Origin of the sequence: Bacillus sp. 3255 (assembly GCF_031456485.1) — a bacterium.
Lineage (GTDB): Bacteria > Bacillota > Bacilli > Paenibacillales > NBRC-103111 > Paenibacillus_E.
On record NZ_JAVDUS010000004.1, the window covers coordinates 127438 to 154238 of the forward strand.

The 26801-nt window shown below is 54.3% G+C and carries 15 protein-coding genes; 14 read left to right on the plus strand and 1 reads right to left on the minus strand.

The window, feature by feature from the left end:
- Position 1: 1 nt before the first annotated feature.
- The 9 genes from J2X61_RS07575 to J2X61_RS07615 all read left to right on the plus strand — a co-directional run bounded on the left by J2X61_RS07575 (position 2) and on the right by J2X61_RS07615 (position 9743).
- Positions 2-1120 (plus strand): serine hydrolase domain-containing protein, encoded by a 1119-nt coding sequence (locus tag J2X61_RS07575; protein ID WP_274468657.1) that lies wholly within the window; start codon positions 2-4, stop codon positions 1118-1120.
- A gap of 231 nt (positions 1121-1351) precedes the next feature.
- A complete protein-coding gene (locus J2X61_RS07580; protein ID WP_274468658.1) occupies positions 1352-1639 on the plus strand; it encodes an AbrB/MazE/SpoVT family DNA-binding domain-containing protein in 288 nt (95 codons plus the stop codon).
- 153 nt (positions 1640-1792) lie between these two features.
- The gene (locus tag J2X61_RS07585; RefSeq protein WP_310186985.1) at positions 1793-2212 is read left to right on the plus strand and encodes a GTP pyrophosphokinase; all 420 of its coding nucleotides are present in this window, start codon (positions 1793-1795) and stop codon (positions 2210-2212) included.
- Positions 2213-2459: 247 nt separating this feature from the next.
- A complete protein-coding gene (locus tag J2X61_RS07590) occupies positions 2460-4640 on the plus strand; it encodes a helix-turn-helix domain-containing protein (RefSeq protein ID WP_310186988.1) in 2181 nt (726 codons plus the stop codon).
- Positions 4641-4830: 190 nt separating this feature from the next.
- Positions 4831-5751 carry an ABC transporter permease gene (locus tag J2X61_RS07595; RefSeq protein WP_274468665.1) on the plus strand — a complete coding sequence of 307 codons (921 nt, stop codon included), beginning with the start codon at positions 4831-4833 and terminating at the stop codon, positions 5749-5751.
- Between the two features lie 13 nt (positions 5752-5764).
- Complete coding sequence (locus J2X61_RS07600) at positions 5765-6625, plus strand: carbohydrate ABC transporter permease (RefSeq protein ID WP_274468666.1); 861 nt, start codon at positions 5765-5767, stop codon at positions 6623-6625.
- 33 nt (positions 6626-6658) lie between these two features.
- Positions 6659-8227, plus strand: coding sequence for an extracellular solute-binding protein (locus J2X61_RS07605; RefSeq protein WP_274468667.1), 1569 nt, complete (start codon positions 6659-6661; stop codon positions 8225-8227).
- Between the two features lie 69 nt (positions 8228-8296).
- On the plus strand, positions 8297-9355 hold the full coding sequence (locus J2X61_RS07610; protein ID WP_310186991.1) for an amidohydrolase family protein: 1059 nt from the start codon (positions 8297-8299) through the stop codon (positions 9353-9355).
- Between the two features lie 28 nt (positions 9356-9383).
- A complete protein-coding gene (locus tag J2X61_RS07615) occupies positions 9384-9743 on the plus strand; it encodes a Rieske (2Fe-2S) protein (RefSeq protein WP_274468669.1) in 360 nt (119 codons plus the stop codon).
- A 293-nt stretch (positions 9744-10036) separates the two neighbouring features.
- On the opposite strand, the gene J2X61_RS07620 is transcribed toward J2X61_RS07615, so the two are convergent.
- On the minus strand, positions 10037-10258 hold the full coding sequence (locus tag J2X61_RS07620; RefSeq protein ID WP_310186995.1) for a hypothetical protein: 222 nt from the start codon (positions 10256-10258) through the stop codon (positions 10037-10039).
- Positions 10259-11300: 1042 nt separating this feature from the next.
- Here J2X61_RS07620 and J2X61_RS07625 point away from each other — a divergent pair.
- The 5 genes from J2X61_RS07625 (at position 11301) to J2X61_RS07645 (ending at position 26756) form a co-directional block, all read left to right on the plus strand.
- Complete coding sequence (locus tag J2X61_RS07625; RefSeq protein ID WP_310186997.1) at positions 11301-17006, plus strand: family 10 glycosylhydrolase; 5706 nt, start codon at positions 11301-11303, stop codon at positions 17004-17006.
- Between the two features lie 66 nt (positions 17007-17072).
- Positions 17073-22274, plus strand: a complete 5202-nt coding sequence (locus tag J2X61_RS07630; protein WP_310186999.1) for a phosphodiester glycosidase family protein — start codon at positions 17073-17075, stop codon at positions 22272-22274.
- 11 nt (positions 22275-22285) lie between these two features.
- The gene (locus J2X61_RS07635; RefSeq protein ID WP_310187002.1) at positions 22286-23302 is read left to right on the plus strand and encodes an S-layer homology domain-containing protein; all 1017 of its coding nucleotides are present in this window, start codon (positions 22286-22288) and stop codon (positions 23300-23302) included.
- Between the two features lie 156 nt (positions 23303-23458).
- Positions 23459-25144 carry a glycoside hydrolase family 10-like protein gene (locus J2X61_RS07640; protein ID WP_310187005.1) on the plus strand — a complete coding sequence of 562 codons (1686 nt, stop codon included), beginning with the start codon at positions 23459-23461 and terminating at the stop codon, positions 25142-25144.
- A 13-nt stretch (positions 25145-25157) separates the two neighbouring features.
- Positions 25158-26756: a response regulator gene (locus tag J2X61_RS07645; protein ID WP_310187007.1), complete on the plus strand. Its 1599-nt coding sequence runs from the start codon at positions 25158-25160 to the stop codon at positions 26754-26756.
- Positions 26757-26801 lie beyond the last annotated feature (45 nt).

The window sequence follows — 26801 nt, forward strand, 5'->3', positions numbered from 1 at the left end:
GATGCGCGCCGAACAACAACTGCCGACAACCGCACCCGAGCAGCAAGGGATGGACCCTGATAAGCTCCAAGCCGCTTTCCGGTTACTGGAGCGAGAGATTGACAGCGGCGAAATTCCCGGAGGCGTGGCGCTCGTAGGCCGGGGCGGCGTCATCGTCGGTTCCTGCGCTGCCGGCCGCGCCATTGTCACGCAGGAGCAGGAGCTTCCGGTAACGGAAGATACGATCTATGACTGCGCTTCATTGACCAAGGTGATGGTGACATTGCCGCTTATTTTGCAGCTGATCGACCGCGGCGAGCTGCGGCTGAAGGACCCGGTTGCCCGTTTTTTTCCGGACTTTGCCGCCGGCGGCAAAGGCGAAGTGACGATTCTGCATCTATTGACCCATACGTCCGGCTTCCAAGCCTACAAGAACCTTCACGCACACGGTTGGACCCCGCAGCAGATCAGAGCCGCGGTCATGGAAGAGACCTTGCTTTATCCGTGCGGCGGCGGTTACGAATACAGCGATTTCAATTACATCGTGCTGGGCGAGCTGGCGGCGCATCTGTTCGGTCTGCCGCTGGACGAGGCTGCGCGCCGGTATGTGCTGGAACCGCTGGGCATGACCCGCAGCGGCTACCGGCCGGCTGCGGAGCTGCGGCCGCAAATTGCCGCGACCGAGTTCATGCAGGGCAGCTGCCGCTGGGGCGAGGTGCATGACGAGAACGCCTGGGCGATGGGCGGCGTTAGCGGGCATGCCGGCTTGTTCGCCACGGCACATGACGCGGCCAAATACGCCGCGATGTGGTTGAACAAGGGCTGTCTTGCCGACGGCAGCAGCCTGATATCTGCGGCAGCGGTCGAAGCGGCGACGCGAAGCTATACGCGGGAGTTGGAACACGCAAACCGTGGGCTCGGTTGGGTGCTGAAGGGTGACAAATGGGACGCTTCCGGCGATTGGTTCTCGCCTCGGAGCTTCGGTCACACGGGATTTACCGGCACTTCCTTGTGGATGGACCCGGCTTCGCAAGTTTTCGCCGTGCTTCTGACCAACAGAGTTCACTATGGCCGTGAGAAATCCGTTGCCAGGCTGCGGGATTGTTTCCATAATGCGGTCGCCGCCTCGATCCGGTCATAAAGGTTGGTAAAACCCGCCCAATCGCGGCAAGCCAAAGATGTGTATAGAGCAGGCAATATGAATAAAAAAATATGAAAATCCGCCAAGGCACAGGAACCTGTGTAAGGCGGATTTTCTATTTTTTGGCGATGTGAACTGGTAAAACATACCTGACATAAGTGAAAAATGAACGAAATATTTTAGTAGAACTACGACCTTTGACTTAGAAGGGCAGACTGAGAGGGTGAGGCAATGAAAGCTACGGGGATTGTGCGCAAGGTTGACCAATTAGGTCGTATTGTTCTACCGATCGAGATGCGGCGTTTGCTCAATATCGGCACGGATGACGAAGTGAAGATTTATTGCGATGAAGAGCGGGTGATCGTAACGAAATGCGTGTTGAACTGCATTTTCTGCGGGAGTGAGAGAGAGCCGTATTATTTTAAACGGAAATTGATTTGTAAAGTTTGCTTGGATGAGATTGCCCCGGTTGAAGCCGGGCAGGCAAGAAGCGGAGAAGATGCTGTTCATGGAGGGTGATATTCTGAAAGCGGATTCAATGGGGGGCTTTGAAGCGGGCCGGCCTGCGTTCATAATTTAAAATTGGCGCCTCCCGTAAGCCTCCTCATATAGCTTCCGAATCGTATCGATGCTATGATAGGAGCGTTACTACTTACGAATGAAGGTGCAGACATGAGTACATTAACGAAAGCCATTCTGCTGGCTGCCAAGGCGCATGACGGTCAAACCGATAAAGGCGGAAACCCGTATATTTTACATCCCATTCGATTGGCCAGCAAAGCCGTAACGACCGAGGAATCCATTGTCGCCGTCCTGCATGATGTCGTGGAGGATTCGGATATGACGCTATTCGATCTGAAGAACGAAGGCTTTAGCCTTAACGTGATCGAAGCGCTGGACTACTTGACGCGAAGAGCGGATGAAACCTACGAAAGCTTTATACTAAGAATCAAGCGAAATCCGCTGGCTACGAAAGTCAAACTCCTCGATCTGGAGGATAATTGCGATACCAGCCGCATGCCGGAGATGACCGATAGAGATAAGGCCCGAATTGATAAATATAAAAAAGCGATCGCCGAACTCAAGTTTTGAGGGATGCAGCTTGCTAGCATATCTGAACCATCAAGGACAAAGCGTCCGCCTTCCTGGAGAATGCGGGCGTTTTTGCCGATTTGTCTCATTTTGTCGGAAAAAGAAATAAATATTTATTGAAAATTACAAAAATAAAATAAAATTTCAAATTCTATTGACCCCATAAACCTTTTTCAATAGTATAAAAAAATAGTCATTCTAATATATGGGAATAGAAATAAAGACGTATTCGGGGGGCGGCGCTTGCGTGAAAGCGATTTCGAAGGTGCACAAGTTCCGGTTAGCTTTATTCTGGCGGCTTTTTACTAACTATTTCATCGTCATCATGGTCCCGGTCATTGTCGCCAGCTTCCTGGCTCACGTGCTGGTCGTACGGACGATTGAGAAGGATGCGGAGAAGCTTAACGACGTTGTCATCAGCCATTTCTCCAAACAGACGGACACGGCTCTCGATGCGCTCAAAACGAATATGATCAATATGCTGAGCTCGTCCAATGTGACCGGCTTGCTCCGAGTCATTGACGATTCACGGGAGAACCAGCAGCGGGCCGAACAGTTGTATACGCTGCGGGAGCAGCTCATGAAGCTTCAATCCGACAAGCTCGTCTCGAAAGTTTTCCTATACTTCGCCAATCACGATTTGGTCGCCGATGTGGATATTTACACGGACAAAGCCTACTATTTTACCCAGACCTACCCGCTGGATGAGCAGCAAAAGGGCGGCTATCTTTCCCAATTCGCCGGCAAGAAAATGATGGAAGTTACCGATACGGGCAAGCTCGGCTTATCGGCCGTCATGAGCTATCCGTTCAATACGGATAATCCTGAGGTGTATTTGGTCGTGCACTTTGACCAGAGCAAGCTGAAAGAGCTCATTTCCATACCGGAGAAATGGGTGACGGGGACGGCGATCGCCTCTTCCCAAGGGACGATTCTGAATGCGTTCGGCTTCACAGACAAAGAGATCAAAGCGGTACAGACGCATGCGCGCCTGAGCTCCGCCGATTCACAGTTCCTCGTCACCGACGAAATTGCGATGTCCTTAGTGAAGTCCCGTTTTAACGATACTTGGTACTATGTAACGGTTGCAGATCTGCGTACGCTCATGAAGCCCGCCTATATAACGCGAATGATCTCTTGGGCATTCCTGATCTTCTTCCTCGTTGTCGGCAGCTTGGTGTCCTATTATTTAAGCCGCCGGTTATACCGTCCGATTCAGGAGATTACGGACGAGAACAAAGAGCTCTCGCAGCGCATGAGCGGCATGGTTCCTTATATGCATGAGCTTTTCGTGACGAAAATGCTGCTGGGGGAATACCAGGATGAGCTCTCCATCGCGTTCTATGCCAAAGAAATTCGTTTCACCTATGACAAGCACGCGGTACGCACCGTGCTGACGATTGCCTTTCATTACAATTCGCAAATGTACGCCAAATTATCGGAAACGACGAAATCCTTCATGTTCGTTGAGATTAAAGAATTGATCAGGAAGTCCACGCCATCGCCTATCTGGCTCTGCCAAACGAAGCCGGACGTCATGGCCTGTGTCGTTGCGCACGACCCTTTCCTGCATTTGGGCGCGGAGGAGGCTGCGGATATCGTCCGGTTGGTGCTGGAGTCGTACAGCCAATATTTCAAAGCGACGATCGGCATCGGGAAGCCGGTGAACGCTATCGAACAGCTGCATGAATCGTACGAGCATGCGCTGACGGTCATGCAGAATCGGGGACTTGAGGCGGATGTAGACATCTGCCGCGGTCCGCTGGAGGCAGACCGGACGCAGTGGGAGAGCTTCCTGGCCGTGCAGGACGTGAACCGGATTTTCAATCAGCACAAAACCCGGGAATATGAGAAGCTGCTGCAATTCGTCTACGAGCGGCTGGAAGATGGAAGACGGCGCAATGCGACGGCGCTGCAGGTCAAATATTTTTGTACGGATGTGCTTAACACGTGGATTCGTGCCGTGGAGACGGAGCATAACGATTTCAATGTCCCTTTCTTCTCGAGCCTGTATGAGCGGATGAACAGCTGTATGACCTGGGAGGAATTGAAAGCCTGTTTCCAGGAGAGTCATGCCGTCCTGTTCCGGACGGAAGAGCCCGATCAGCGGACGCAGCTGTTCGCCGAAGTGCTCGACTATATCCATGCACATTACAATGAAGAGCTGTCGATCGAATATTTTGCAGAGAAGCTGAATATGTCCAACGGGCATTTCTCCAGAACGTTCAAAGAAGCGGTAGGCGAGAAGTATGTTGAATACATCGCCAGGTACAGATTGATGAAGGCGAAGCAATTTCTATTGGAGACGGATATGAAAATCGATGACATTGCCGAGAAGGTCGGCTATTGGGGCCGCAATTCGTTTATTCGCACGTTTCGCAAATACGAGGGCATCACGCCGGCCAAATTCCGGACGATGCATCACTGAATAGATAGAGACTTCATTTTTTCCGAAGTCTCTATTTTTTCTTCCAAGGCCAATCGAGACCCGCAGAAACCGCATGAAATCAGGCTTCGCAAAAAATGAGACGTCAAGCAATTATGCGATCTTTACGCTGCGGCGCGCCTTCTCGTATAGTTAGGCCATCAACTTCCGAAAGGAGGAGGGGGGAGGCAGTATGCCGCAGCGCAAAGGAATGTGGTACATCGTCAAGAAACATAGAGCGCTATATTTGTTAATGCTGCCTGGGATTTTATACTACATCATTTTCAAATATGTGCCTATGTACGGAGTCGTCATTGCGTTCCAGGATTATTCGATCGGCAAAGGAATTCTTGGCAGCAAATTTGTCGGGTTCAAGCATTTTATCGAATTCTTCTATGTAAACCCGGATTCGTGGAAGCTCATTCGCAACACAGTCATGCTGAATGTATACGATTTGCTGTTTCATTTTCCGGCCCCGATCCTACTGGCCATCTTGTTTCATGAATTACGGAATAAAATGTTCAAACGCATCGCACAAAGCATCAGCTATATGCCCCACTTTCTGTCAACGGTAGTCATTGCCGGGATTCTGGTGACATTCTTATCGCCGCAAACCGGCATCATTAACTTCCTGCTCGTGAAAGTGTTCGGGATGGAGCCGATCCTGTTTCTCGGTCTGCCCGAATGGTTCCGAACCATCTATGTTTCCTCGGAAATATGGCAAAAGGTCGGCTGGGGAACGATTCTCTACTTGGCGGCCATCGCCGGGATCGATCCGACGCTGTATGAAGCGGCCAAAATGGACGGCGCCAACCGCTTCCAGCAAATGCGCCACATTACCTTTATCGGCATGGTGCCTGTGATGATTATTTTGTTCGTTCTGACACTGGGGCATTTCATGGAAACCGGCTTCCAAAAAATTTTGCTGCTGTACAACTCCATGAACTACGAAACGTCCGACGTCATCAACACATTCGTATACCGCCGTGGGATCCTGGACGCGGATTTCAGCTTTGCCACTGCCGTCGGGTTGTTCCAATCAGTCATCGGTCTCATACTTGTCATCGGCGCCAACCGGATTGCCAAGAAATACTCAGAGACAAGCTTATGGTGAAGGGGGATTCTGCATGAAAATCAGACAATCGGCCGGCTCCCGGATATTCGACGCATTTAATTACACGGTCATGATCGTGATCATGATTGTGATGATTTATCCGCTGTGGTACGTGTTCTCCGCGTCTATAAGCGACAACGCCATGGTTTCGAGCGGCGAAGTGCTGTTCCTGCCCAAACAGGTAACCCTTATCGCGTATAAGCAGCTGACGGCCAATCCGGATCTATGGATCAGCTATTGGAACACGATCCGTTATACCGTTGTCCATGTCGTATTCACGCTGATTACAACCTCTGCGATGGCTTATCCGCTGGCCAAAAAATGGCTGCCCGGCCGCAAGCTCATCCTAATGATGGCCGCGTTTACGCTGCTATTCAGCGGCGGGATGATTCCGACGTTCCTCGTCGTACAGAAGCTCGGCCTGCTGAACAGCATCTGGGCGATCGTGCTGCCGACCATGATCAGCACATGGTATTTGTTCATCATGCGGACGTTCTTCGAAGCGCTGCCGGAGGAGCTGGAAGATGCGGCCACGATAGACGGCTGTTCTTCGCTGCAGGTGCTCCTGCGTGTCGTGATGCCGCTGTCGATGCCCGTGATGGCGACCATCGGCCTGTTCACGGCCGTGAACCAATGGAATGCGTTCTTCGATGCATTGATTTATTTGAACGACCGTTCGATGTATCCGTTGCAAATTATGCTTCGCAATATCCTGGTCGCAGGCTCTACAATTCAAGCGGAAGGGGATATGAACCTTCTACAGACGATGAAATATGCCATTATCATGATCGCGACACTCCCTATTTTGTGTGTATATCCATTCATTCAGAAGTATTTCGTACAGGGCACCATGATTGGCGGCATTAAAGGGTAAGCAGCTTTTTCCATATCCAAGGGAGGTATATCTATGAAAAGAAAAACGGTGGCAGCAGCATTATCCGCAGTTATGCTCTCCGGCATCGTCGCAGCCGGCTGTACGAACGAAACGGCAAATACGCCGGCAGCAAGCGATACGAAGAAAGGGGAAGACGCCAAGAAGCCGATCACATTCTCTTGGCTGGCTTACGACCGCCCGGAGGGGAAGGTGCGGCAGGACTGGGAGATTTTCAAGGAAATCGAAGCGAAGACCGGCGTGAAAATCGAATTTCAGGTGGTCAGCCAGGAAGGCTTGAAGGAAAAGAAGCAGATTATGATCGCGACGAACGCCGTGACCGATTTCATTCAGGTCGATACACTGGAAGGAAGACAGCACGGTCCCGACAAGGTGTTCTTGAATTTGAAAGACTACTTGGATAAAGCTCCGAATCTGAAAGCATTCTACGAAAAATATCCGGAAGCCAAAGCTGTGGCCACAGGAGCCGACGGGGGCATCTATACCGTACCGGTCATCGAAGGCGACGCGGAAGGCAAAGGTTTCAACTTCATCTGGTATACGCGCAAAGATTTGATGGATAAGTTCGGTTTGAAAGCGCCGACGACCGTGGAAGAATTTTACCAGTTTCTGAAAGCGCTGAAAGAAAAACAACCGGACACGTACCCGCTGATCAACAATGCCATCGTTGGGGATACGGGGCTATTCACCACGTTCGGGCGGGCGTTCACCGGCATTCATGGCTTCTACAACGTGGATCCTTCGACAGACAAATATGCCTTTGCTCCCTACCACAAAGGATATAAGGACTCGTTGATTTTCCTTAACAAGCTGTTTAATGAGAAATTGCTCGATCCTGAGTTTTCCATGATTACGCAAGCACAATGGGAAGAGCGCATTCTGAAAGGGAAATCGCTCGTTACGTTCTTCTGGAAGGCTGATTTGGAGACGCTTATGGACAAGGGGCGGAAAGCGGGCATCGCCGATTACACACTGGATGCCATTCCGCAGTTTGCGGCCGACGGCATCAAGAACTATCAATTCTCCCGGTCGGTCGTAGGATCGACGGGGCGTGCGATTTCGGCGAAGGTGAAAGATAAGGACCGGGCGGTGCAATTCCTCGACTACTTGCTCAGTGAGGAAGGCTCCAATTATTTATCCTTGGGGATCGAAGGCAAGACGTATACCAAAGAAAACGGCAAGCCGGTATACAACAAAGACTTCGGCGCTTCACCGTTTACAACGCTGCGCAAAGATTGGGGCGTCTGGTACGACATGATTACGCTGGATAACGCCAAATCTCGGGCTGTGTGGGAAAGCGGGCTGAGCGAGAAGAGCAAAGCGATTAACAAAAGCTACGAGTCTTTCATCATTCCGGCGCCGAAGCAAATTGTCAAAACGAGCGAAGAGCTGGAGCTGGAGAAGTCGAAGCTGAACAATCTGAATAAATATTTGGAGCAAAAGCTGACGGAATTCGTATCCGGGAAAACGCCGATTAACGATAAAACATGGCAGGAATTCATCGACCAAACGAAAAAGCTTGGCGCTGACGAATTGCTCAACATGTACAATACGGCATACACACGCACATATGGAAAGAAATAAGCCTTAGGCACAACAGGGGAGCATGAAGGGCAAGACTCGCTTCGTGCTCCCCGCATGGGAGGGATTCGAATGGCCGACGAACGGATGAAGGTCATTGATGTGGACGTCCATAATGAACAGAACGACAGCGCGCTGCTGCCCTATCTGGCGGAGCCGTGGCGGTCGCGCGTGGCGGCAACCGGAATCGGTTATTCCGGTTCCGGCTATTACTCGCCGGTAGGCGTCATGAAGAAGGACGCCATTCCGCCGGGCGGCGGGAAGGCCGGATCAGACCCTGACCTTCTGATCAAGCAGCTGCTCGAAGGCTATAATGTCGAGTACTGTGTTTTGACCGGCGTGGTCTACAACATCTCGACGACGCACGATCCGGATTATGCGGCTGTCATATGTTCCGCCTACAATGATTTCCTGATCGCGGAGTGGCTGGGCCGGCACAAGGCGTTCAAAGGCGCCATGTCCGTCGCCACGCAGGACCCGCTGCTGGCAGCGCGGGAAATCGACCGGATCGGCGGTCATCCCGACATCGTCGAGGTGATGATCTCCAGCGCGGCCCGCGCACCGCTGGGGCAGCGCATGTACCACCCGATCTATGAGGCGGCTGAACGGAACGGGCTTCCGATTGCCATTCATCCTGGGGCCGAGGGCGGCGGCAGCTCGACGGCGCCAACGGCAGCCGGGTACCCGTCCCGGTACATCGAATGGCACACCTGCTTGTCCCAAATGTTCATGGCGCATTTGGTCTCGATGGTATGCGAGGGCGTATTCGAGAAGTTTCCACGGTTGAAGGTGGTGCTTACCGAAGGAGGCATCGCCTGGCTGCCGCATCTGATGTGGAGGCTCGATAAAAACTACAAAGCGCTGCGTTCCACGGTTCCTTGGCTGAAGAAGCTGCCCAGCCAGTATATTCGGGAGCATTGCTATTTGACGACGCAGCCGATTGAAGAGCCGGATAATCCGCAGCATCTCATCGATCTGTTCAATATGATCGATGCCGAGAATATGATTTTGTATTCCAGCGACTATCCGCATTGGGATTTCGACTCGCCGGATATGATCTTGCGACGGTTGAAGCCGGAAGCTAAGCGCAAAATCTTTTATGAGAACGCAAAGAATCTGTTTAAACTTTAGCTTATGGGGGGAGGAGGAGGAGGAGCCGATGTCCGTGCATGATGTGCTGGATGTGGATGCTGTTCCTGATGGCGGCCATGCCGTAGTGACGGTCGAGGGGAAGAGTATCGGCATCTACCGGTTGGGCGACAGCTTCTATGCCATCAACAACTATTGTCCGCATCAAGGTGCGCCGATGTGCGCCGGGCTCGTTTCCGGCACAACGCTTCCGTCCGGCGTCTACGAATATGAATACGGCAAGGCGGGGGAGATCATCCGTTGCCCTTGGCATGGCTGGGAGTTCGACATCCGTACCGGCAAATCGCTGTTCAGCGAGAAGATTTGGGTGAAAACGTACAAAGTGATCGTGGAGGACGGCCGGGTTCATGTGGACATGGACCGTAAGTGACGGAAGGACCGAACAGGGGGGATGCCTGTTCGGTCTTCTTTTGGTTTTGGGGCGGGCTTGGCCCCGCCCTGCCCGCCCGGACCGGAGCGTGCCGGAGCGTGCCAAAGCCAAAGCGTGCCAAAGCCAAAGCGTGCCAAAGCGTGTCAGAGCGTGTCGGAGCTCTCTAGCGGACACAGCGGCCCTTATTTCCCGAAAAAGGCGGCTTCGGAAATGTAACGGACACCAGAGCCTCTATTTTGGCCATTTTGGGCTTGTTGAGCCTCGAAATTGGCAAATAACGTCACTGGTGACCGTTAGCGCAGAAGCTCGGCGTATATTGCGCGAATAGCGGCGCCTGTGTCCGTTAGGCTGTCGTCGGTGTGCGAACCCAGGCCAGCACGGGGATCTCTACCACTAGCCGAAGTCGTTTCTTGCACCGCCGCCTCTAGTGCCGCAGCTAGCGATTCCGTTCTCGTCCTCAGGGGGAGAGGTGAGTTCACGGAAGAGAGCGTATAGCCACTATCCCGTTGGCTCATGAAAGTTCACCGCTCCGGTCGTTGTTACCGCCACCTTGTCCCGCGCCGCCGCTAGCGTTCCCGTTCTCGTCCTCGGGTGGGGGCGAGTTTACGCTGAGGAAATACAGGCCGCTATTTTTTGTTGAAATCGCTTTCATTTGGCGCTTGCGGAAATAAGATGTCTTATTTGCGCAGAAAGTTGGCCACAGCGGTTAAAGTAATCTACATAAGGCATCATATTTCCCCTTAAGCTGCCAAAAGGGTGTTTTGTCCGGAAATAACGCATCATAGTTCCGTTAATCCTCGATATTCACTGTGCATCTGCCAGGAGGCCTACGCCTAGCTGCTCAGATACATTTTGTAACGACAGGTTTCGCTACGTTTCCTCAGTATTCATGGGTGGAAAACAGACAGAACCAGTCACGGTTCGCTATGTACATATTGAAAAGTTGCGGATAAACTTAACGTATATGCGATGAAATTTAATTTCATTAGAAATTAAAATTTCGAAACAATATTTTCGAGGAGGTGTGAAGAAAGGCTATTCACAGTATAGGTAGCTTGTTTTGCTGTAGCGAGCGATACATATAGTATCGCATTGAGATTCCAGGGAAAGGGTGATGTGCGAGAAACGAAGTCAGGCGAAGCCAGGTAGAGAGGGTCGAGTCGACGTGTGTACTACCGATGAATTTATCAGCGGTTATTAGCGGAGTTCACGAAACTAATGACACTCGGGTGTGCCCTGTCTCATGCTCATTTGTACCTGCGCGTAAATCTTCGCATGGTTTGGTGTTTGGAGCTACGCGTGAATCTACGTATGGATTCGTGCATGGACCGACGCATGAGTCTACGTAAGGACTCGCGCATGGACCGACGCATTAATCTACGTATGAATTCGCGCATGAACCGGCGCGTGAATCTGCAGCAATCCGCGCATGATTTCGCGCGTCGAAGGGATCTGAGATGTTCATGTCTAGCATCGAGCGAGTCATCAGTCGTGCATACACGAACCAACATAAGCGGTAATTGAAGAGAAAGGACATACATAGAAGGGAAGTGCCTAATGATGAGAGGCTACACCTATTCGCTACGCAAACGATGGCAGGCATCTCTTGCCGTGATGCTGCTGGTTTGCACAATTGTATCCGGTTATGGAAGCGGTTTAAACGCTGTGTATGCACAAGAGGAAGCAGGGGGGAGTTCTCTTGCGGCGGCAGCCCCGATCCATGAGAAGATCATGGCCAAAAATGCGGCAGCCCGTACGATTGAATTGGCTTACAAAGGTACTGTCCCTTTGAGCGATACGTTGACCGTCGTGCAGCAGTTCGCCGACACGAGCGTGGCACGCACACTGAACGATGTCATGGTCGGTGCGGAGAACGTCGACGTCTATTTAGGCGAAGACGGCAAGGCAGCGCGTATCGTTATCGTCGGGGAAACGCCGATGAACCGGATGCGTGTCGGCATCCGCAACAATATTAGCGACATCACCGACATGACGCAAATCAATCACGGTGCCATCGAGATCAAGTCGGCCAAGGGCTTCGCGATCACCGATAAGGCAGCTAATCAGACCTACCCGGTTGCGGCGGGTGCGCAAGTATCTTTTACCGTCGCCAACGGGGAAATCGCAGTCCAACAAAACGGCACGCCCATCGCAGTAACGCCAAACCGGCTGTATATCGAGCCGGCGGCCGATGATTCGCTGCTGCAGGTCATGTCGATTACCCGAGCTCAGGGAAATCCTCAGTACCGGGGGACGCTCGAAATATTCCTTAATCCCGACAAATCGAAGCTAAGGCTTATTAACGAGCTGGATATCGAGCAGTATTTGTATCAGGTCGTCCCTAGTGAGATGCCCGCTTCATTCGGTCTGGAGGCTTTGAAAGCGCAGTCCGTCGCAGCGCGCACTTACGCATTAACGGATTATATGACGAGCCGGTTCGCCGATCTCGGTTTCCACATCGATGACAGCACGCTCAGCCAAGTGTACAACAACCAAGTGGAAAACGCGTTGACGACGCAGGCGGTGCAAGCAACTGCCGGCAAGATCATGAAGAGCGGCAATGCGCTCGTCGATGCGCGATTTTACTCGACATCAGGCGGTTACGGAGCATCGAAGCATGAGGTGTGGCAGGATGTCGACACGAATCTGTTCCCGGGAACGCCGCTTCCGTATTTGACGGGGCGCAGCTATACGTTCGATCCTGCAAACAGCGGAAGTATGCTCAGCATCGATACGTCCAATGAGCAGGCGTTGAATGATTTTTACAAAAATTTGACTTATACCGGCTATGATTCCGAATCCCCGTATTTCCGCTGGAAAGTGAGTTTGACGAGAACCGAGCTGCAAAATACGGTGAATAAAAACATCAAAGTACGCTATGCGCAAGAACCGATGTTTGTTTTGACGAAAGGCGAAGACGGCGCTTTTGCGAGTAAACCGATACCGGAAGAAGGCGTCGGAACGATTGCCAATCTGTACGTTGCGAGGCGCGGGGCCGGCGGCAACGCGATGGAGCTTGTGATTGAGGGAAGCACCGGCACTTATAAAATTTTGCGCGAATACAATATTCGCTTTACGATTCGGCCCAATAAGACGGACACCGGCGGCGGGGATGTACTCGCTTACCGTACGAAGGGAGGGGCAGGAACCTATGATAATTCACCGCTGAAAAACCCCAGTATCCTCTACTCGGCGTTCCTGACTTTCGATCTCGCACGCGATACGGGCGGCGAACTTACAGGTGTTACCTTCTACGGCGGCGGCAATGGACATGGCGTCGGCATGAGCCAATTCGGAGCGCAAATGCTCGGGCAGCAGGGCTGGAGCTATGACAAAATTCTCGATGCCTATTATAAAGGCATGCAGATCTCGGATCTGAATGCCCCCGTGCTCCGCAGGCTGGAACTTTCACCAGCATTTGCGAATATCGCACCTGGATCAACGCAAGCTTATACCGTCAAAGGGTATGACGGAAGCGGCAGCGAAATGGCGGTTCCTGCAGAAGGGCTCGTCTGGAGCCAAACCGGCGGGATCGGCACCGTCTCTTCCGCAGGTCAATTGACAGCATCGAGTACGGCGGCGGTCGGTAAGGTGTCGGTTTCTACAGGCGGGGCAGGCGGAGCAAGCGGGGAGGCGGCCGTAGTCGTCGGCAAGCCTTCGGTTGTGGTCGAAGATTTCGAGAACACGAGCGATCTTGCAGCGTCCAGTGTGCGTGCAGTTCCGAACTCGGTCCAGTTCACGAAGGCCAACAGACCTGAACCTGTGCAAGCCGGCACATTCGCCGGGAAATTCACGTATGACTTTACGGGAACGACAGGCACATCTGCAGCCTATTTGAACTTCAAAGACGAGCTTGGCGGCACAGGCCGCATTCTGGAAGGGGATCCACGAAAGCTTGGCGTGTGGGTATACGGCGACGGTCAGAAGCATTGGCTGCGCGCTATGCTGCAGGATTCCGCCGGCACGAAGCCGACGATCGATTTCACGCTGGTCGGCGGGCTGAATTGGCTCGGGTGGAAATATGTCACGATCGATCTGCCTGCGAATTTGAAGCCGCCGATTCGATTGAATCAAATTTACCTGGTGGAGACGAGCGACACGAACAAAAACGGGGGAACCCTTTACATCGATCAAGTAACGGCTTTGTATGCGAACACGGATGTGTTCGAGCTGGGGCTGTCCGGTTTGACGCCGATGGTGATTGGCGAAAGCAAGCAATCGGTCGTCCAGGCAACGTATTCCGGCAGCACGGCGCCTGTGACGGTGCGAAGCGGCCTAACTTTCTACAGCAGCGATCCTGGCGTTGCAGCCGTGAATGCCCAAGGTGCAGTGAAGGCACTGAAGGCAGGCAGCACGACGATTACGGCGCTATATGGAAGCGCGCCGCCTGCAGTGTATGAGCTGAAAGTCACCGCAGAGGCACCTGTGGTTGAACGCTTGGAGATCGCAGGACTGACGCCGATGGAGAAAGGTCAGTCGAAGCAGTCGAAGGTGTTCGCGACGTATGCCGGTGAGGCGAACCCGGTTGAGCTGCCGGTTAGCGAAGTTACTTTCAGCAGCAGTGCCACGGATGTGGCAACCGTCGATGCGATCGGCAAGGTGACGGCGATGAAGGCCGGTCAGACGACGATTACTGCCGCATACGGAGGTAAAACAGCCGGTTATGAGCTTGTCGTCACGAACCCTATCGCCGTTCTGCAAAGCATCGAGATTCAGGGGCTGAGCGCCATGATAATCGGTGATACGCAGCACCCTCGCGTGACGGCGCAGTACAGCTTGACGCCGGATCCGGTCGAGCTGACGAGCGGCGTAACGTTCAAGAGCAGCAACCCTGCTGTCGCAGCGGTTGACGAAACAGGGAATGTAAGCGCCTTGAAAGTAGGTTTTACGATGATTACAGCTTCGTTCGAAGGCAAAACGGATTATTTCACGATCGTTGTCAATCAGCCGGCATCGGCGCCGAAACGCGAGCTGAGAGCGGCATGGATCGCCTCCGTGGACAATATCGACTGGCCGCAGAAGGGCGTTGTGACACCGGAAGCGCAGAAACAGTCCTTCTCCGCCATGCTGGACCAATTGGCCGCAACGGGCATGAATGCCGTAGTCGTTCAAGTGAAGCCGACAGCGGATAGCTTCTATCCGTCTGAGTACGGCCCGTGGTCCGAGTATTTGACGGGAGTGCAGGGACAGAATCCCGGCTATGACCCGCTGGCTTTTATGATTGAGGAAGCGCACAAGCGCAATATGGAGTTCCATGCCTGGTTCAATCCGTACCGGGTCTCCATGAAGGATAATATCGGGAATTTGGTTGCGAATCATCCGGCAAGACAGCATCCCGATTGGGTTGTCAGCTACGGCGGCAAGCTCTACTACAATCCGGGCGTGCCGGCTGTGAAAGATTTTGTCATCGGCAGCATTATGGAAGTAGTGAATGGCTATGATATCGACGCTGTTCATATGGATGACTATTTCTATCCTTATGTGGTAGACGGCCAAGATTTCCCTGACAATGCCACCTATCAAACATACGGAACAGGCTTCACGAACAAAGGAGACTGGCGTAGGGACAACGTGAACAAATTGGTGCATGAACTGTCCGTCGCGATTAAACACAAGAAAAGCTACGTGAAGTTCGGCATCTCGCCGTTCGGGGTATGGCGCAATATTGCCGACGATCCGACGGGCTCCGATACGACAGCCGGCCAGCGTAATTACGATGATTTGTATGCGGACACGCGGACCTGGATCAAGCAAGGCTGGATCGACTATATGACGCCGCAAATTTATTGGAATTTCGGCTTTACGGCGGCGGCTTACGAGAAGCTGATCGACTGGTGGACCCGAGAAACACAGGGGACCAACGTGCATTTGTATATCGGCCACGCGGTTTACAAAATCGATGCGAACAATGAGGCATGGGCGCTTCCCGACGAGCTGCCGAATCAGTTGACATACAACCGGAACTTTGCAGACGTTAAGGGAAGCATGCATTTCAGCACGAAGGACCTGCTCAGAAATCCGCTGGGCATCAAAGACCGCCTGACAACGGACAGCTACAAGCTGCCTGCATTGATTCCGGCGATGCCCTGGATCGATGCTGCTGCGCCAGGGAAACCGGCATTGATCTCCGCTGTGCGAGGTACGAATGGCGCCGAGCTTACCTGGAGCGTCGAAGCGGACGGCGAAGCAGCGTATTACGTCGTATACAGATTCGATGGCAGCGAGGGAGGCAGTATCGATCAGCCTTCCCACATCGCCGCTATAGTCCGCAAACAGCCGGGCGATGTGCAGCGCTACACCGATACCGCCGCAGCTGCGGGGCAGCAGTTCACCTATGCGGTCACTGCCGTAGACCGTGTGCATAACGAGAGTGAACCGAGCAGCTACGTCACGTTAGGCGAGAGCCGGAAACGGATCGAGCTGGAGCCGATCGGCGAGCTTGCCGCAGGCGCAACGAAGCAGGCGAGAGTGATGGCGTATGACGCCGAACACGCTGAACCGGTGGATGTGACGGGCTACTCGCAGTTCGGCAGCTCGCAAACCGATGTGGCGGTGATCTCGTCAAGCGGCTTAATTACGGCGCTGAAGGAGGGTTCCAGTGTCATTACAGCCACTTATGGCGCATTAACGGCAGCGGAGACCGTGCAGGTGCGCGTCTATAACGAGGAGCCCGCCGCCGTCTTGTCGGCACCTATCAGCGTGACCAAGGGACAGCCGTTTACAGTAAATGTTGGGCTTCATAATGTGACATCCGGCGTCTATGCTGAGGACATTACGGTTGAATACGATGCAGCCGTTATGGATTATGTATCATCCGTCTCGCTCCGCAGCGGCGTCGAGATCGTGTCTGAGAAGTCAGCTCCAGGCACAATAAGGCTGATCTTGGCCAGCCAAGGCGCGGGAAGCGCGATTAGCGGCAATGTCGAACTGGTGCAGCTGGCCTTCCAAGCCAAAGCGCTTGAGCAAACAACGTCCGGAACGGTTGCGGTCTCGAATGTCCTGTTAGGCGACAGCCAAGGCAGAGAGATTGCGGCGCGTCCGGCATCCGCCCGGATCGAAGTTGTCGTTCCGCCGCCTGGCAAGCCGGGAGACGCCAATGGCGATAACCGTTACAGCATAGGCGATCTGTCGTTCGCCGCAGCTCATTACGGCAAGGACAGCACAAGCCCCGACTGGAATCGGATCAAGGCGGCTGACTACGACGGCAACGGTATGATCGATATTGCCGACCTGGCCGCTATCGCAAGTAAAATTGTGGAATAAGGTTAGACACATGCCGCCTCTTTCCCTGTGGGGGAGGGGCGGACTCGTAAACAGGAGGCTTCAAGGATGATAAAGCTTCGCAGGAAACTTTCCGTCTGGCTATGCGGCGTCTCGGTACTCTCCATGCTCCTTCCATCTGGAGCCGCTTCGGGGGCTGAGCCTGCTGCGGTGAGCCAAGTGATCGATTCGCGGCAGATGGACATAGCCCCAGGCGCCGTATACAATTGGTACGATATGAAGCTGGACCGCGGGTTGGAGAAAATACATACGATTGAATTCAATCCGCAGAGCGGGGATTTGGATTTGCAGCCGGGCACAACGAACGGCAAAGTATACGGGATGCAGGGGTTGTCTCAAATGGCTAGCGACGCCGATCGAACCGGTAATCGCGTTATTGCGGGAATTAACGGAGATTTCTACGATCTGGCGAACGGTATTCCGCTAGGCATGTTCATGGGGGACGGCCGCATCTTGACGAGTCCGCCCAGCGACTGGTTTGCCTTCGCTTTAAACCATGACGGGACGACGCTATTCGGCCCGAGTCCCAAATTGACGAGAACCGTGACCATCAAGGGGAAGACGTCGAGCATTACGCATATTAACCGCTTGCGCAGCACGGATGCGCTGGTGCTGTATACGGTAGATTATTACACTTCGACCATGACGAATGAACTTGGCGACGAGGTTGTGCTCGACATCGTCGAAGGCGATGTGAAGAGCGGCCAGACGATGAAGCTCCAAGTCGCCGAAATTCGTAAGGACCGCGGGAATTCTGCGCTGACGGCCGGCCAAGTCGTTTTATCGGCGGCAGGCAATTCCAGAGCTATTCTGGCCGGTCTTCAAGTCGGCGACGAGCTGAGCGCCAGCTTCGTATTGGAAGCCGCTTGGCGCAATGCGCAACTGGTCATCGGCGGCTCGGAGCTGCTGGTCAAGGACGGCATCGTTCAGCCGAACAGCGATACCGCCGTACATCCGCGTTCCGCCATCGGAGTCAAGGCGGACGGTACGATCGTGATGTTCGAGGTCGACGGCCGTGCGCCGGGGTTCAGCGAAGGCGTACAGCTTCAGGAGCTGGGACAATTGATGAAGAGCCTCGGCGTCGTGCAGGCGCTCAACCTCGATGGCGGCGGCTCCTCGACCGTCGTGGTGAAGCTTCCGGGACAGACGGCGCGCCAAGTCATGAACCGGCCTTCGGACGGCGGGGAAAGAAAAACCGCGAACGGGCTGCTGCTCGTCAACAAGGCTCCCGAGGGGGCGGCGTCCAAGCTGGTTGTACAGCCGAATTTCGAGCGCGTGCTGGCCGGTTCGAGCGTCAGCTTCCAGTCCTACGCGGTGGATAATGCCGGACATCCGGCTGCTTATGCGGGTGAGCGCAGCTGGCGAATGGATCCGATGAGCGGTACGATCGACGGCACAGGCAAATTTACGGCCGGAACCGCGCCGGGGATATCCGAATTGACCGTAAGCGGTTCCGGTCTGGAAGCCGGGAAAGCGAATGTCGAGGTGGTTGATGAGCTGACACAATTGAAATTTCCCGATGCAGTGCAAACGTTCGCTTCGGGCAAATCTGCGGTTCTCTCCGTTATTGCATTGCGGGACGGTCAAGTTGTGCGGGCGGATAACAGCCAATTGAGCTGGCGCGTAGAAGGACCGATCGGCACAATCGACGCAAGCGGCACTTTCACCGCAACGAATGAAACGGAAAAAAACGGAAAAATTTACGCAAGCTATCACGGAGTGGAGACATCAATGGACGTTAACGTAGGCCTTCCGCCTGTTATTCTTGAAGATTTCGAGAACGGGCTGGGCAATTATCTTGTCAGCTCCTCCGCACAAGCGGTTAAGAGCGTTGCAAGTATTGAAACGAATGAGGAATTCGTCAGATTCGGCGGCAAAGCGCTGAAGCTGGAGTATGATTTTACGGGCAAACCGGGGACATCCGGCGCATATCTGACTGTCAAGGACGTCGCTTCACGCATCCAAATCCCAGGATACCCGGAGAAAATCAGCATGTGGGTGTACGGCGACGGACGCACGCACTGGCTGAGAGCCCAGCTCAGGGATGTGAACGGGGCCATTCCGATCGACTTCACGGACCAGAATATCGGAGTGAATTGGACGGGATGGAAATACGTGGAGGCCGTCGTGCCGAAAGGCAGGACGCTTCCGCTCACGATCGATATGCCGGTCCGCTATATGGAGACGCAGGCGGCCAAGAAGGATGCCGGAGTCATCTATGTCGATCAGATCCGCGCGCTGTACGGACCTGCCAAGGACGATATGGATCCGCCGGTCATCACGAACCTATCGCCTGCCGAAGGTGCCGTCGTGCATACGAATACTCCTATGATCCGCGCGTACGGTGAGGATTACGGCTACAATCACGAAACGCATCCGGGAACTACGCTGATCGATCAGGACAAAATAAGGTTGTATCTGGACGGTGCTTTGATATCCCATGCACTGTATCCGCCGGAGGGCCGCATTTGGCATACGCCGGAAGTGCCTCTCGCGGACGGCGTTCATCAAGCGAAGCTGCAGATCAAAGATTTGTCCGGCAACCAGACGACGAAGGAATGGACATTCACGGTCGAGACAGGCGCGCCCAAAATCGTGTATGAAGCTCCGCAAGAAACGTATGCGGGCAATACGTATACGGTTGACCTGAAAGGTGTCAAGGCCTCGAACATTCGTGACGGTCAGATCGAATTTGCTTTCGATCCCGCGAAAATTGAGGGGCTGCAAGCAATCAAAGGTGCAAAGCTGGACGACTCCATGTGGCAATCGACCATCGATCGGGTCGGAGGCACCGTACGTCTAACATGGACGGGATTGCAGGCTGCAGCGCTGGGAGATGAAGATTGGCTCGGTCAAATCTCTTTCCGGGTGAAGCCGGATGCGGCAGGTACGCATGAGATTGCCTTCCGTTCCGGTGCGATCAGATTCACGGATACGGGCGAGACGCCTTTCGCTTTCTTCGGATTGCCGGTAACGGCTGTGATCAAGCAGCATTTGTCACTGGGCTGGGATGAGTTCGGCGTCGTTCAAGGCTACACAACCGAATTTACAGTGAAAGATGAGCAGGGGCAGGCGGTGGAAGGGGCGAAATTGCTTGCCGACGGGGCGGAAATTGGCATGACCGATGCACAAGGGATGCTGGAAACGCCGGTATTGACTTCGAATGTGAAAGAATACAAGCTGCAAGCGGTCAAAGGGCAAATGTTCAGCTCCGTCATGAACTTCAAGGTATCGCCGCTGGGCGGTACGCCGGCCCCGTTCAATATCAGCGTAACGATGGGCGATGACCCGGCGACATCGAGATATATCGCATGGCATACGCACCCGGGCATTGAGCCGTCCGTTGTGGAAGTCGTGAAAGCGGCTGAATTCGCCGGTTTCTCGCAAGACCATGTGCAGAAGTTTAACGGGGACAGTTACGTGTATTCAACGTACGATCTAGGCACGGTTCGTGTTCACAAGGCGGTGGCGAGCGGTCTGGAGGCCGATACTTCATATGTGTACCGGGTCGGCGACGGCAGCGGGAATGTGAGCGCTCAGGGGACGTTCCGTACGGCTGCGGCTCAAGGCGACCATACCAAGTTTCTGTATTTCGCGGATTCGCAAGCGGCGGATTTGAATGGCTACAAGCTGTGGGGGAACACCGTTAACCGAGCTTTCGAAGAACATCCGGATGCGGAATTCATGGTGCATGCCGGCGATATGATCGACAGCGGCTTTAAGGAGAGCGAGTGGAACATGTGGTTCGGGGCTGCGCAGGAGAAGCTGATGAATTCGACGCTCGTGGCGCTGATCGGGAATCACGAAGTGATGGGGATGCGGGAAAACAACGATTTCCTGGCCCATTTTCACCAGCCCGGCAATGGCGTCAGCACGCTGAAAGGAACGAATTTCTCTTTTGACTATAAGGATATGCACTTCGTCGTGCTGAACAGCGAATATGCGTACGAAGAGCAGAAGGAATGGCTGCGCCAAGATTTGGCGAAGACAACGAAGAAGTGGAAGGTCGTTGCTTTCCACCGCGGACCGTACGGCAGCATCTATGATACGGCGATCGTGCGCGAGCAGTGGGTGCCGGTGTTCGACGAGTTCAAAGTGGATCTGGGCATTAATGGACACGATCACATCTATTTGCGCACGTTCCCGATGAAGGACGGCCATGCGGTTGCCGAAGGTCAAGGAACGACTTATATGGTCGCAGGCTCCACCGGACCCAAGTTTTACTCGCTGACCGCAAGAGACTGGCAGAAGGTGACGGATGCGGAGAATACGCAAATGTATGCGGCTGTGGACATTCAGGGCGATGAAATGACGGTCGTCACCAAAACGGTAGGCGGGCGGTTGGTTGATCAGTTTACGCTCAAGAAATCGGTTCAACCGGAAACATTCACGATTGGTCTGGATCAAGCCGAATACAGTCTGGAAGCTGGGGAAAGCCATCAAACGGTGGTAACAGCCACTTACAGTCCTTCCGGAACGGTGAGAACTGTCACCGCAGACACGGTGTTCACCGTAGCTGATGAAAGCATCGCATCAATCGACGGCCATGGCGTCGTGAAGGGCCTGAGAGCCGGCAGCACGACGCTGACGGCGCAGTATGGCGGGCAGACCGTGACAGCGCAGGTTCTTGTTCGGGAAGAGACAGGTCAAGGCACCGTTACAACGCTGACCGGGCCTCCGAATGTGGGTCCAGGCGAGAGCTTCACGCTGCGTTTCGGTTTAGCTCATGTCGGGCAGCCCGTACTGGCACAGGATTTATCGTACCGTTATGACCCAAGCCTGTATGAATTCGTGGATGCAAGATCGACGGCGGACGGCGTGAAGATCGTGCACACCGGTTCATCTCAGGCGACGGGCGACATCCGTTTGATCGTCGTCAGCGAAGGGATAGCCCATGCCATATCGAGCGACCAAGTGTACATCGAGCTGAACTTGCGGGCGAAGCCGATTACGGACACCTCGACCGGTTCGATTGCCGTTACCGGCGCCACCTTGGGTGATGCCGAAGGGCACGAATATGCAGCAGCCCCATCGAGCGTGAACGTGGAAGTGACCGTTCCGCAAGGCTTGCCAGGCGATTCGAACCATGACAACCGGTACTCGATCAGCGACCTCGCTTTCGCAGCCGCACATTACGGCATGGATCAATCGCATCCGGATTGGAGCACCATCCGAACGGCGGACTATGACGGCAACGGCTTGATTGACATTGTCGACCTCGTGGCGATTGCCAAAAAAATATTGGAGTGAGGATGGGGGATATGAAACGTAAGCTGTTAACGATCTATGTTGTAACGCTGCTGCTCCTCATCCCGCTGCTTCCCTTAACGGCGTTTGCGGCTGAGACGCCCGCCTTCTCGTTGACGCTGTCCAATGACAAGCCGGCAGCCGGCGATGAAGTGACGGTTACGGTCAAAGGAAAGAACTTGCAGGATGTGTATGCTTATGAAGTCAATCTGTCCTATGATGAGACACAATTAAAATTCGTATCGGCGAAGAGCGCCATCGAGGGCTTCTCCGTGCCTGCGATTCAGAAGAAAAACCTTGTGCAATTCGCCAGTACCAAGATGGGCAATGTGCCGGGCGAGAGCGGCGAAGTGACGCTGTGCACGCTGATCTTCAAAGCGGCCGGCGCAGGGAAGGCTTCCATGGAGCTCACGGCGGTGAAGCTTGTTAACAGCCGGATCGTCTCCAATCAGCTGAAGCCGGGAACGCTGGCCGCCGCAGAGATCGCTCCGCGCGCCTTCACCGATATTGCCGGGCACTGGGCGAAGGCAGCCATCGAGAGGGCGGCGAAGCTCGGGTTTGTAGACGGCTATGAGGACGGCTCCTTCCAGCCTGAGGGGCATGTTACACGCGCGGAGTTCGCCGCCATGCTGGCCAGAGCGCAGCACTGGGATACCGGCGATAGCGCCCAGCCGGGCTTCGCCGATCACGCCGGCATCCCCGAGTGGGCGAGACCGAGCATCAATGCAGCGGTTCGGCAATCCGTTGTGAACGGCTATGAAGACGGCACGTTCCGTGCGGAACGGCAAATCACGCGTGCGGAAATTACAGTGATGATCGCGAGGTCGCTGGAATTAAGCTTGAATACCGCGTCGGCACCCGGATTTAGCGATGATTCGGACATTCCGGATTGGGCGGTGGCTTCGATAGCGGCTGCCCGTGAAGCCAAGCTCGTTCAAGGCAGAGACGGAAATGTTTTCGTTCCGAATGACCCCACGACCCGGGCGGAAGCCGTTACGCTCATCTTGTCCATGCTGGATTACAGGAAATAATCATACGGAAGAAGCTGTCTCCATAGTCGCTGATGACTGTGGCGGCAGCTTTTTTTGCATAAGAAAGTACCAAAGGAAGTCACGGAAGTCCTCTGTCGGGCCGCCAGACGTTGTGATATGTTAGATTTCAAATACAGGCGATGGGAGGCGTGTAAGTTGGCGGTAGGGGAGATCGAACGATGGATCGGGCAAGCGGAACAGCAGCTCATCCTTGCGCAGCATACGATTGAACGCAATTGGCAAGATTACGTCCGCGCCCCTTTGGATATGGCAAGAAGCCGATCGGATGCGGCTGCCAAGCTGCTCGCCCAGGCGAAACAATTATATGCGGCCGGTCTGGCAAGCAGCCGTGACAGCCGTGACAGCCGTGAAGCAGCTCTGCAAGCAAGGAACGAAGCTCTGGACAGCTACTTGCTCGCGCTTCCCAGTCGGGCGGCGGAAGCGAGGGGCGTATGGTACCGGCCGACAGAGCAAAGCGGTGCCGAAGTTTGCCGAACGCTCGACAGGATGCTGGAAGCCGGCTTCAACGAGCTGTACTTGGAGACATGGTTTTGGGGCTATACGATTTATCCCAGCACCGCAGCCGCTGGGTACGGGGTGGAGAATCAGCATCCTTCCTTCCTGGGGTGGGATCCTTTACATGTTTTTGCCGTTGAGTCGCGGAAACGAGGCATCGCTCTCCATGCTTGGCTGGACGGCTTCATGGTCGGCATACATCCGACCGGAGGCCCTGTGCTGCGCGTTTACCCGGAGTGGGGGGCGCTCGCGAGGCGCCAATGCGGTGCTGACAGACCGCAGCCGCAGCCTGGAACCGGATATTACTGGCTGGACATTACGAACCCGAACGTTCGCGCTTACTTGATGGCCATCATGGTTGAAATCATCACGGGGTATGAGATCGCAGGCGTGAATGTCGATTTTATCCGGCTGCCGCATGCGGCGGACAACAACCCGGATGACAGCTATTGCTTCAGCTCTCATGCCAGGCGTGCATTTGAGAAAGAGCATGGCGTTGATCCGAAGGATATCGATGCCCGGGAGCAGCCGGACATGGCCATGGTTTGGTCGCAATGGCTGGCGGACATCGAGGACAGCTTCATGAGCGACATGTACCGGACGTTGAAATCCGTCCGCCCGCACACGATCGTTTCGGCCACGCCGGAGCCTGGGGCGGAGTCGGACAAGATCGGTCAATGGTCCGCTTGCGTGGACGTCGTGATTCCACAGTCTTATTATGCAAGTACGGAGGACGTCCGGGCTTCATTCGTGGCGCATAAAGCTCAATTGAACCCGGGAAACTTGGTTTATACGGGGATTTATCCGATGTATGCCCGCATGGGAACGCTGGAGACGATTGAGCAGGTGCTAGCCGCACGCGATTTGGACGAGGGGACGGTCATCTTCGCCTTCGGACAGGCCACGAGCGAAGCGAATCGCGCCTTACGGCTAGGTCCCTGGAGAGACAAGGCGATATCGCCTGGCGTGTATCCTCGCCGGGCGATCCGGGCTTTGTTGGCCGCCGTCGTGAAGGATGTGGAGCAGTCTTATATCCCGCGAAGCGGCATAAGCGATGAAGCCGCTGCCGTCCTCATCGGGCGGCTGAACGATCTCTTGACCGCCAGTCGAGCTGATGAAGGTTTGGATCGGGGGACCGATGGCTTATGGGCAGCTCGAATATTCGAGCTTAGCGAGTGGCTGTCCGGACGGAAGGAAGCGGAGGTGCATCCTGCGGTGCATGAACAGCTGAAGGCCGCTTTCGCCCAAATGGCGGCAATTCTGAACTATATGCAGGAAAAACAAATCCTTGAAGAGAAAGAGGATCGTAACTCATCACAACCTTAAAGGAGTTCCAGCTATGAATTTACTGATCGTAGAAGACGAAGTCCGCTTAAGGAACGCGCTCGCGAACAATATTCCTTGGGAGCAGCATGGCATTGAAGTCGTAGGTCAAGCCGGGAATGGCGTAGAGGCGCTGCGGCTGATCGACCGGAAGAAGCCGGACATTGTGCTGCTTGATGTGCAAATGCCGGAGATGGATGGATTGGCGCTGGCCCGGCAGCTCCGCCGGACCGATCCATTATTGAAAATGATCGTGCTCAGCGGACATGACGATTTTGCTTACGCGCAGGAGGCGATGTCGCTAGGAGTCATGAAATATTTGCTGAAGCCCGCCGGGGACGAAGAGATTATGGAGGCGGTGCTGGCAGCGGCCGAGAAGCTGCGAACGGAGCTGGAGCAGCGCCACAACGCAGAGGAGCTGAAGCAGCGGTGGATGCAGCATCTGCCGTATTTGGTCAATGACTTTATGCAGGGCTGGCTGAAGGGGAAGTTCGAGCTATGGGAAATTGAGCAGCGGAGCAAATATTTGCAAATGGATGTGGGGCAGGATGCGCAATTCGCGGTTGCCGTAATCGACATGGACCCGCTCTCAGAGTCGGAAACCCGATTCAGCAGAAAGGATGTCTCCCTGCTTCAATTCTCGCTGGGCAGCATCGTGAAGGAATACCTGCAAACAACGCCCTGCTGGGTTGTCTCCGATTACGCGGGATACACGGTCGTCGTCTTCAAGCTTTCCGGTCAGGACGATCCGAAGGAAGCGCTGCAGAAAGTCAATGTGATGACCGAGAAGCTGCTGTTCACTGTCCTGAGCTGCCTTCGTCTTACGGCCAGCGCAGGCATCAGCGGAACGACAGGCGGATGCGAGGATTTGAACAAGCTGTACGTACAAGCTGTGCGGGCATTGCAAAACCGGATCATACTGGGGCATGACCTGGCGATTCCCTACCGGGAAGAGCAGGGCAGGGAGCCCGAGCTCCAGCTGCAGCCGAATCTGGAGAAGGCGCTGGAGATCGCGCTGGAAACCGGGGAAGGGGACAAGGCTGCTGAGACGCTGCATGCGCTGTGGGAAGGCGGGATGGCCCAAGCGGATACGCTCGAGGAGATCCATGAACATATTCTGTATTTCGAAAGCCTGTTCGTCCGTATGATTCAGAAGCAAGGATGGCCTGTGCGGGAGGTGGCCGGAGAGGATTATGTGTTTTTCAATAATCGCCGGGAGCTGATCGCCAAGGATCAAATCCTGTTCTGGCTGCAGCGCATGGTCAAAGCCTACCTGGCCTATGCGTCCCAGCGCAGAAAATCGACGAGCCACGACATGATCAAAACGATTCTGAGCCTTGTCGAGAATGAAATCGATCAGGAGATGACGCTGCACGCCGTGGCTGATCGGCTGTATGTGAACTCCTCCTACTTGAGCCGTTTGTTTAAACAAGAGACGGGCAAAGCTTTCTCAACCTATGTCATGGAAAGAAAAATGGAACGGGCCAAGGCCACGCTGCAGGAAGGCGTCCGGGTGTATGATGCCGCCGCTGCCGTCGGCTACCGGGACGTGAGCTACTTCACGAGAGTGTTCCGCAAATATTGGGGGGTCACTCCCGGGGAAGTGCGCAGCTGAACTTTAACAGAACCCTGCCTTGGATGAGGCGGGGTTTTTGGCTTG

Coding starts and splice junctions, on each gene's coding strand:
- J2X61_RS07620 (WP_310186995.1), bottom strand. CDS start 10,258: ATGAGCCAACGGGATAGTGGCTATACGCTCTCTTCCGTGAACTCACCT.
- J2X61_RS07635 (WP_310187002.1), top strand. CDS start 22,286: ATGAAACGTAAGCTGTTAACGATCTATGTTGTAACGCTGCTGCTCCTC.
- J2X61_RS07585 (WP_310186985.1), top strand. CDS start 1,793: ATGAGTACATTAACGAAAGCCATTCTGCTGGCTGCCAAGGCGCATGAC.
- J2X61_RS07630 (WP_310186999.1), top strand. CDS start 17,073: ATGATAAAGCTTCGCAGGAAACTTTCCGTCTGGCTATGCGGCGTCTCG.
- J2X61_RS07600 (WP_274468666.1), top strand. CDS start 5,765: ATGAAAATCAGACAATCGGCCGGCTCCCGGATATTCGACGCATTTAAT.
- J2X61_RS07595 (WP_274468665.1), top strand. CDS start 4,831: ATGCCGCAGCGCAAAGGAATGTGGTACATCGTCAAGAAACATAGAGCG.
- J2X61_RS07645 (WP_310187007.1), top strand. CDS start 25,158: ATGAATTTACTGATCGTAGAAGACGAAGTCCGCTTAAGGAACGCGCTC.
- J2X61_RS07615 (WP_274468669.1), top strand. CDS start 9,384: ATGTCCGTGCATGATGTGCTGGATGTGGATGCTGTTCCTGATGGCGGC.
- J2X61_RS07610 (WP_310186991.1), top strand. CDS start 8,297: ATGGCCGACGAACGGATGAAGGTCATTGATGTGGACGTCCATAATGAA.
- J2X61_RS07625 (WP_310186997.1), top strand. CDS start 11,301: ATGATGAGAGGCTACACCTATTCGCTACGCAAACGATGGCAGGCATCT.
- J2X61_RS07580 (WP_274468658.1), top strand. CDS start 1,352: ATGAAAGCTACGGGGATTGTGCGCAAGGTTGACCAATTAGGTCGTATT.
- J2X61_RS07575 (WP_274468657.1), top strand. CDS start 2: ATGCGCGCCGAACAACAACTGCCGACAACCGCACCCGAGCAGCAAGGG.
- J2X61_RS07605 (WP_274468667.1), top strand. CDS start 6,659: ATGAAAAGAAAAACGGTGGCAGCAGCATTATCCGCAGTTATGCTCTCC.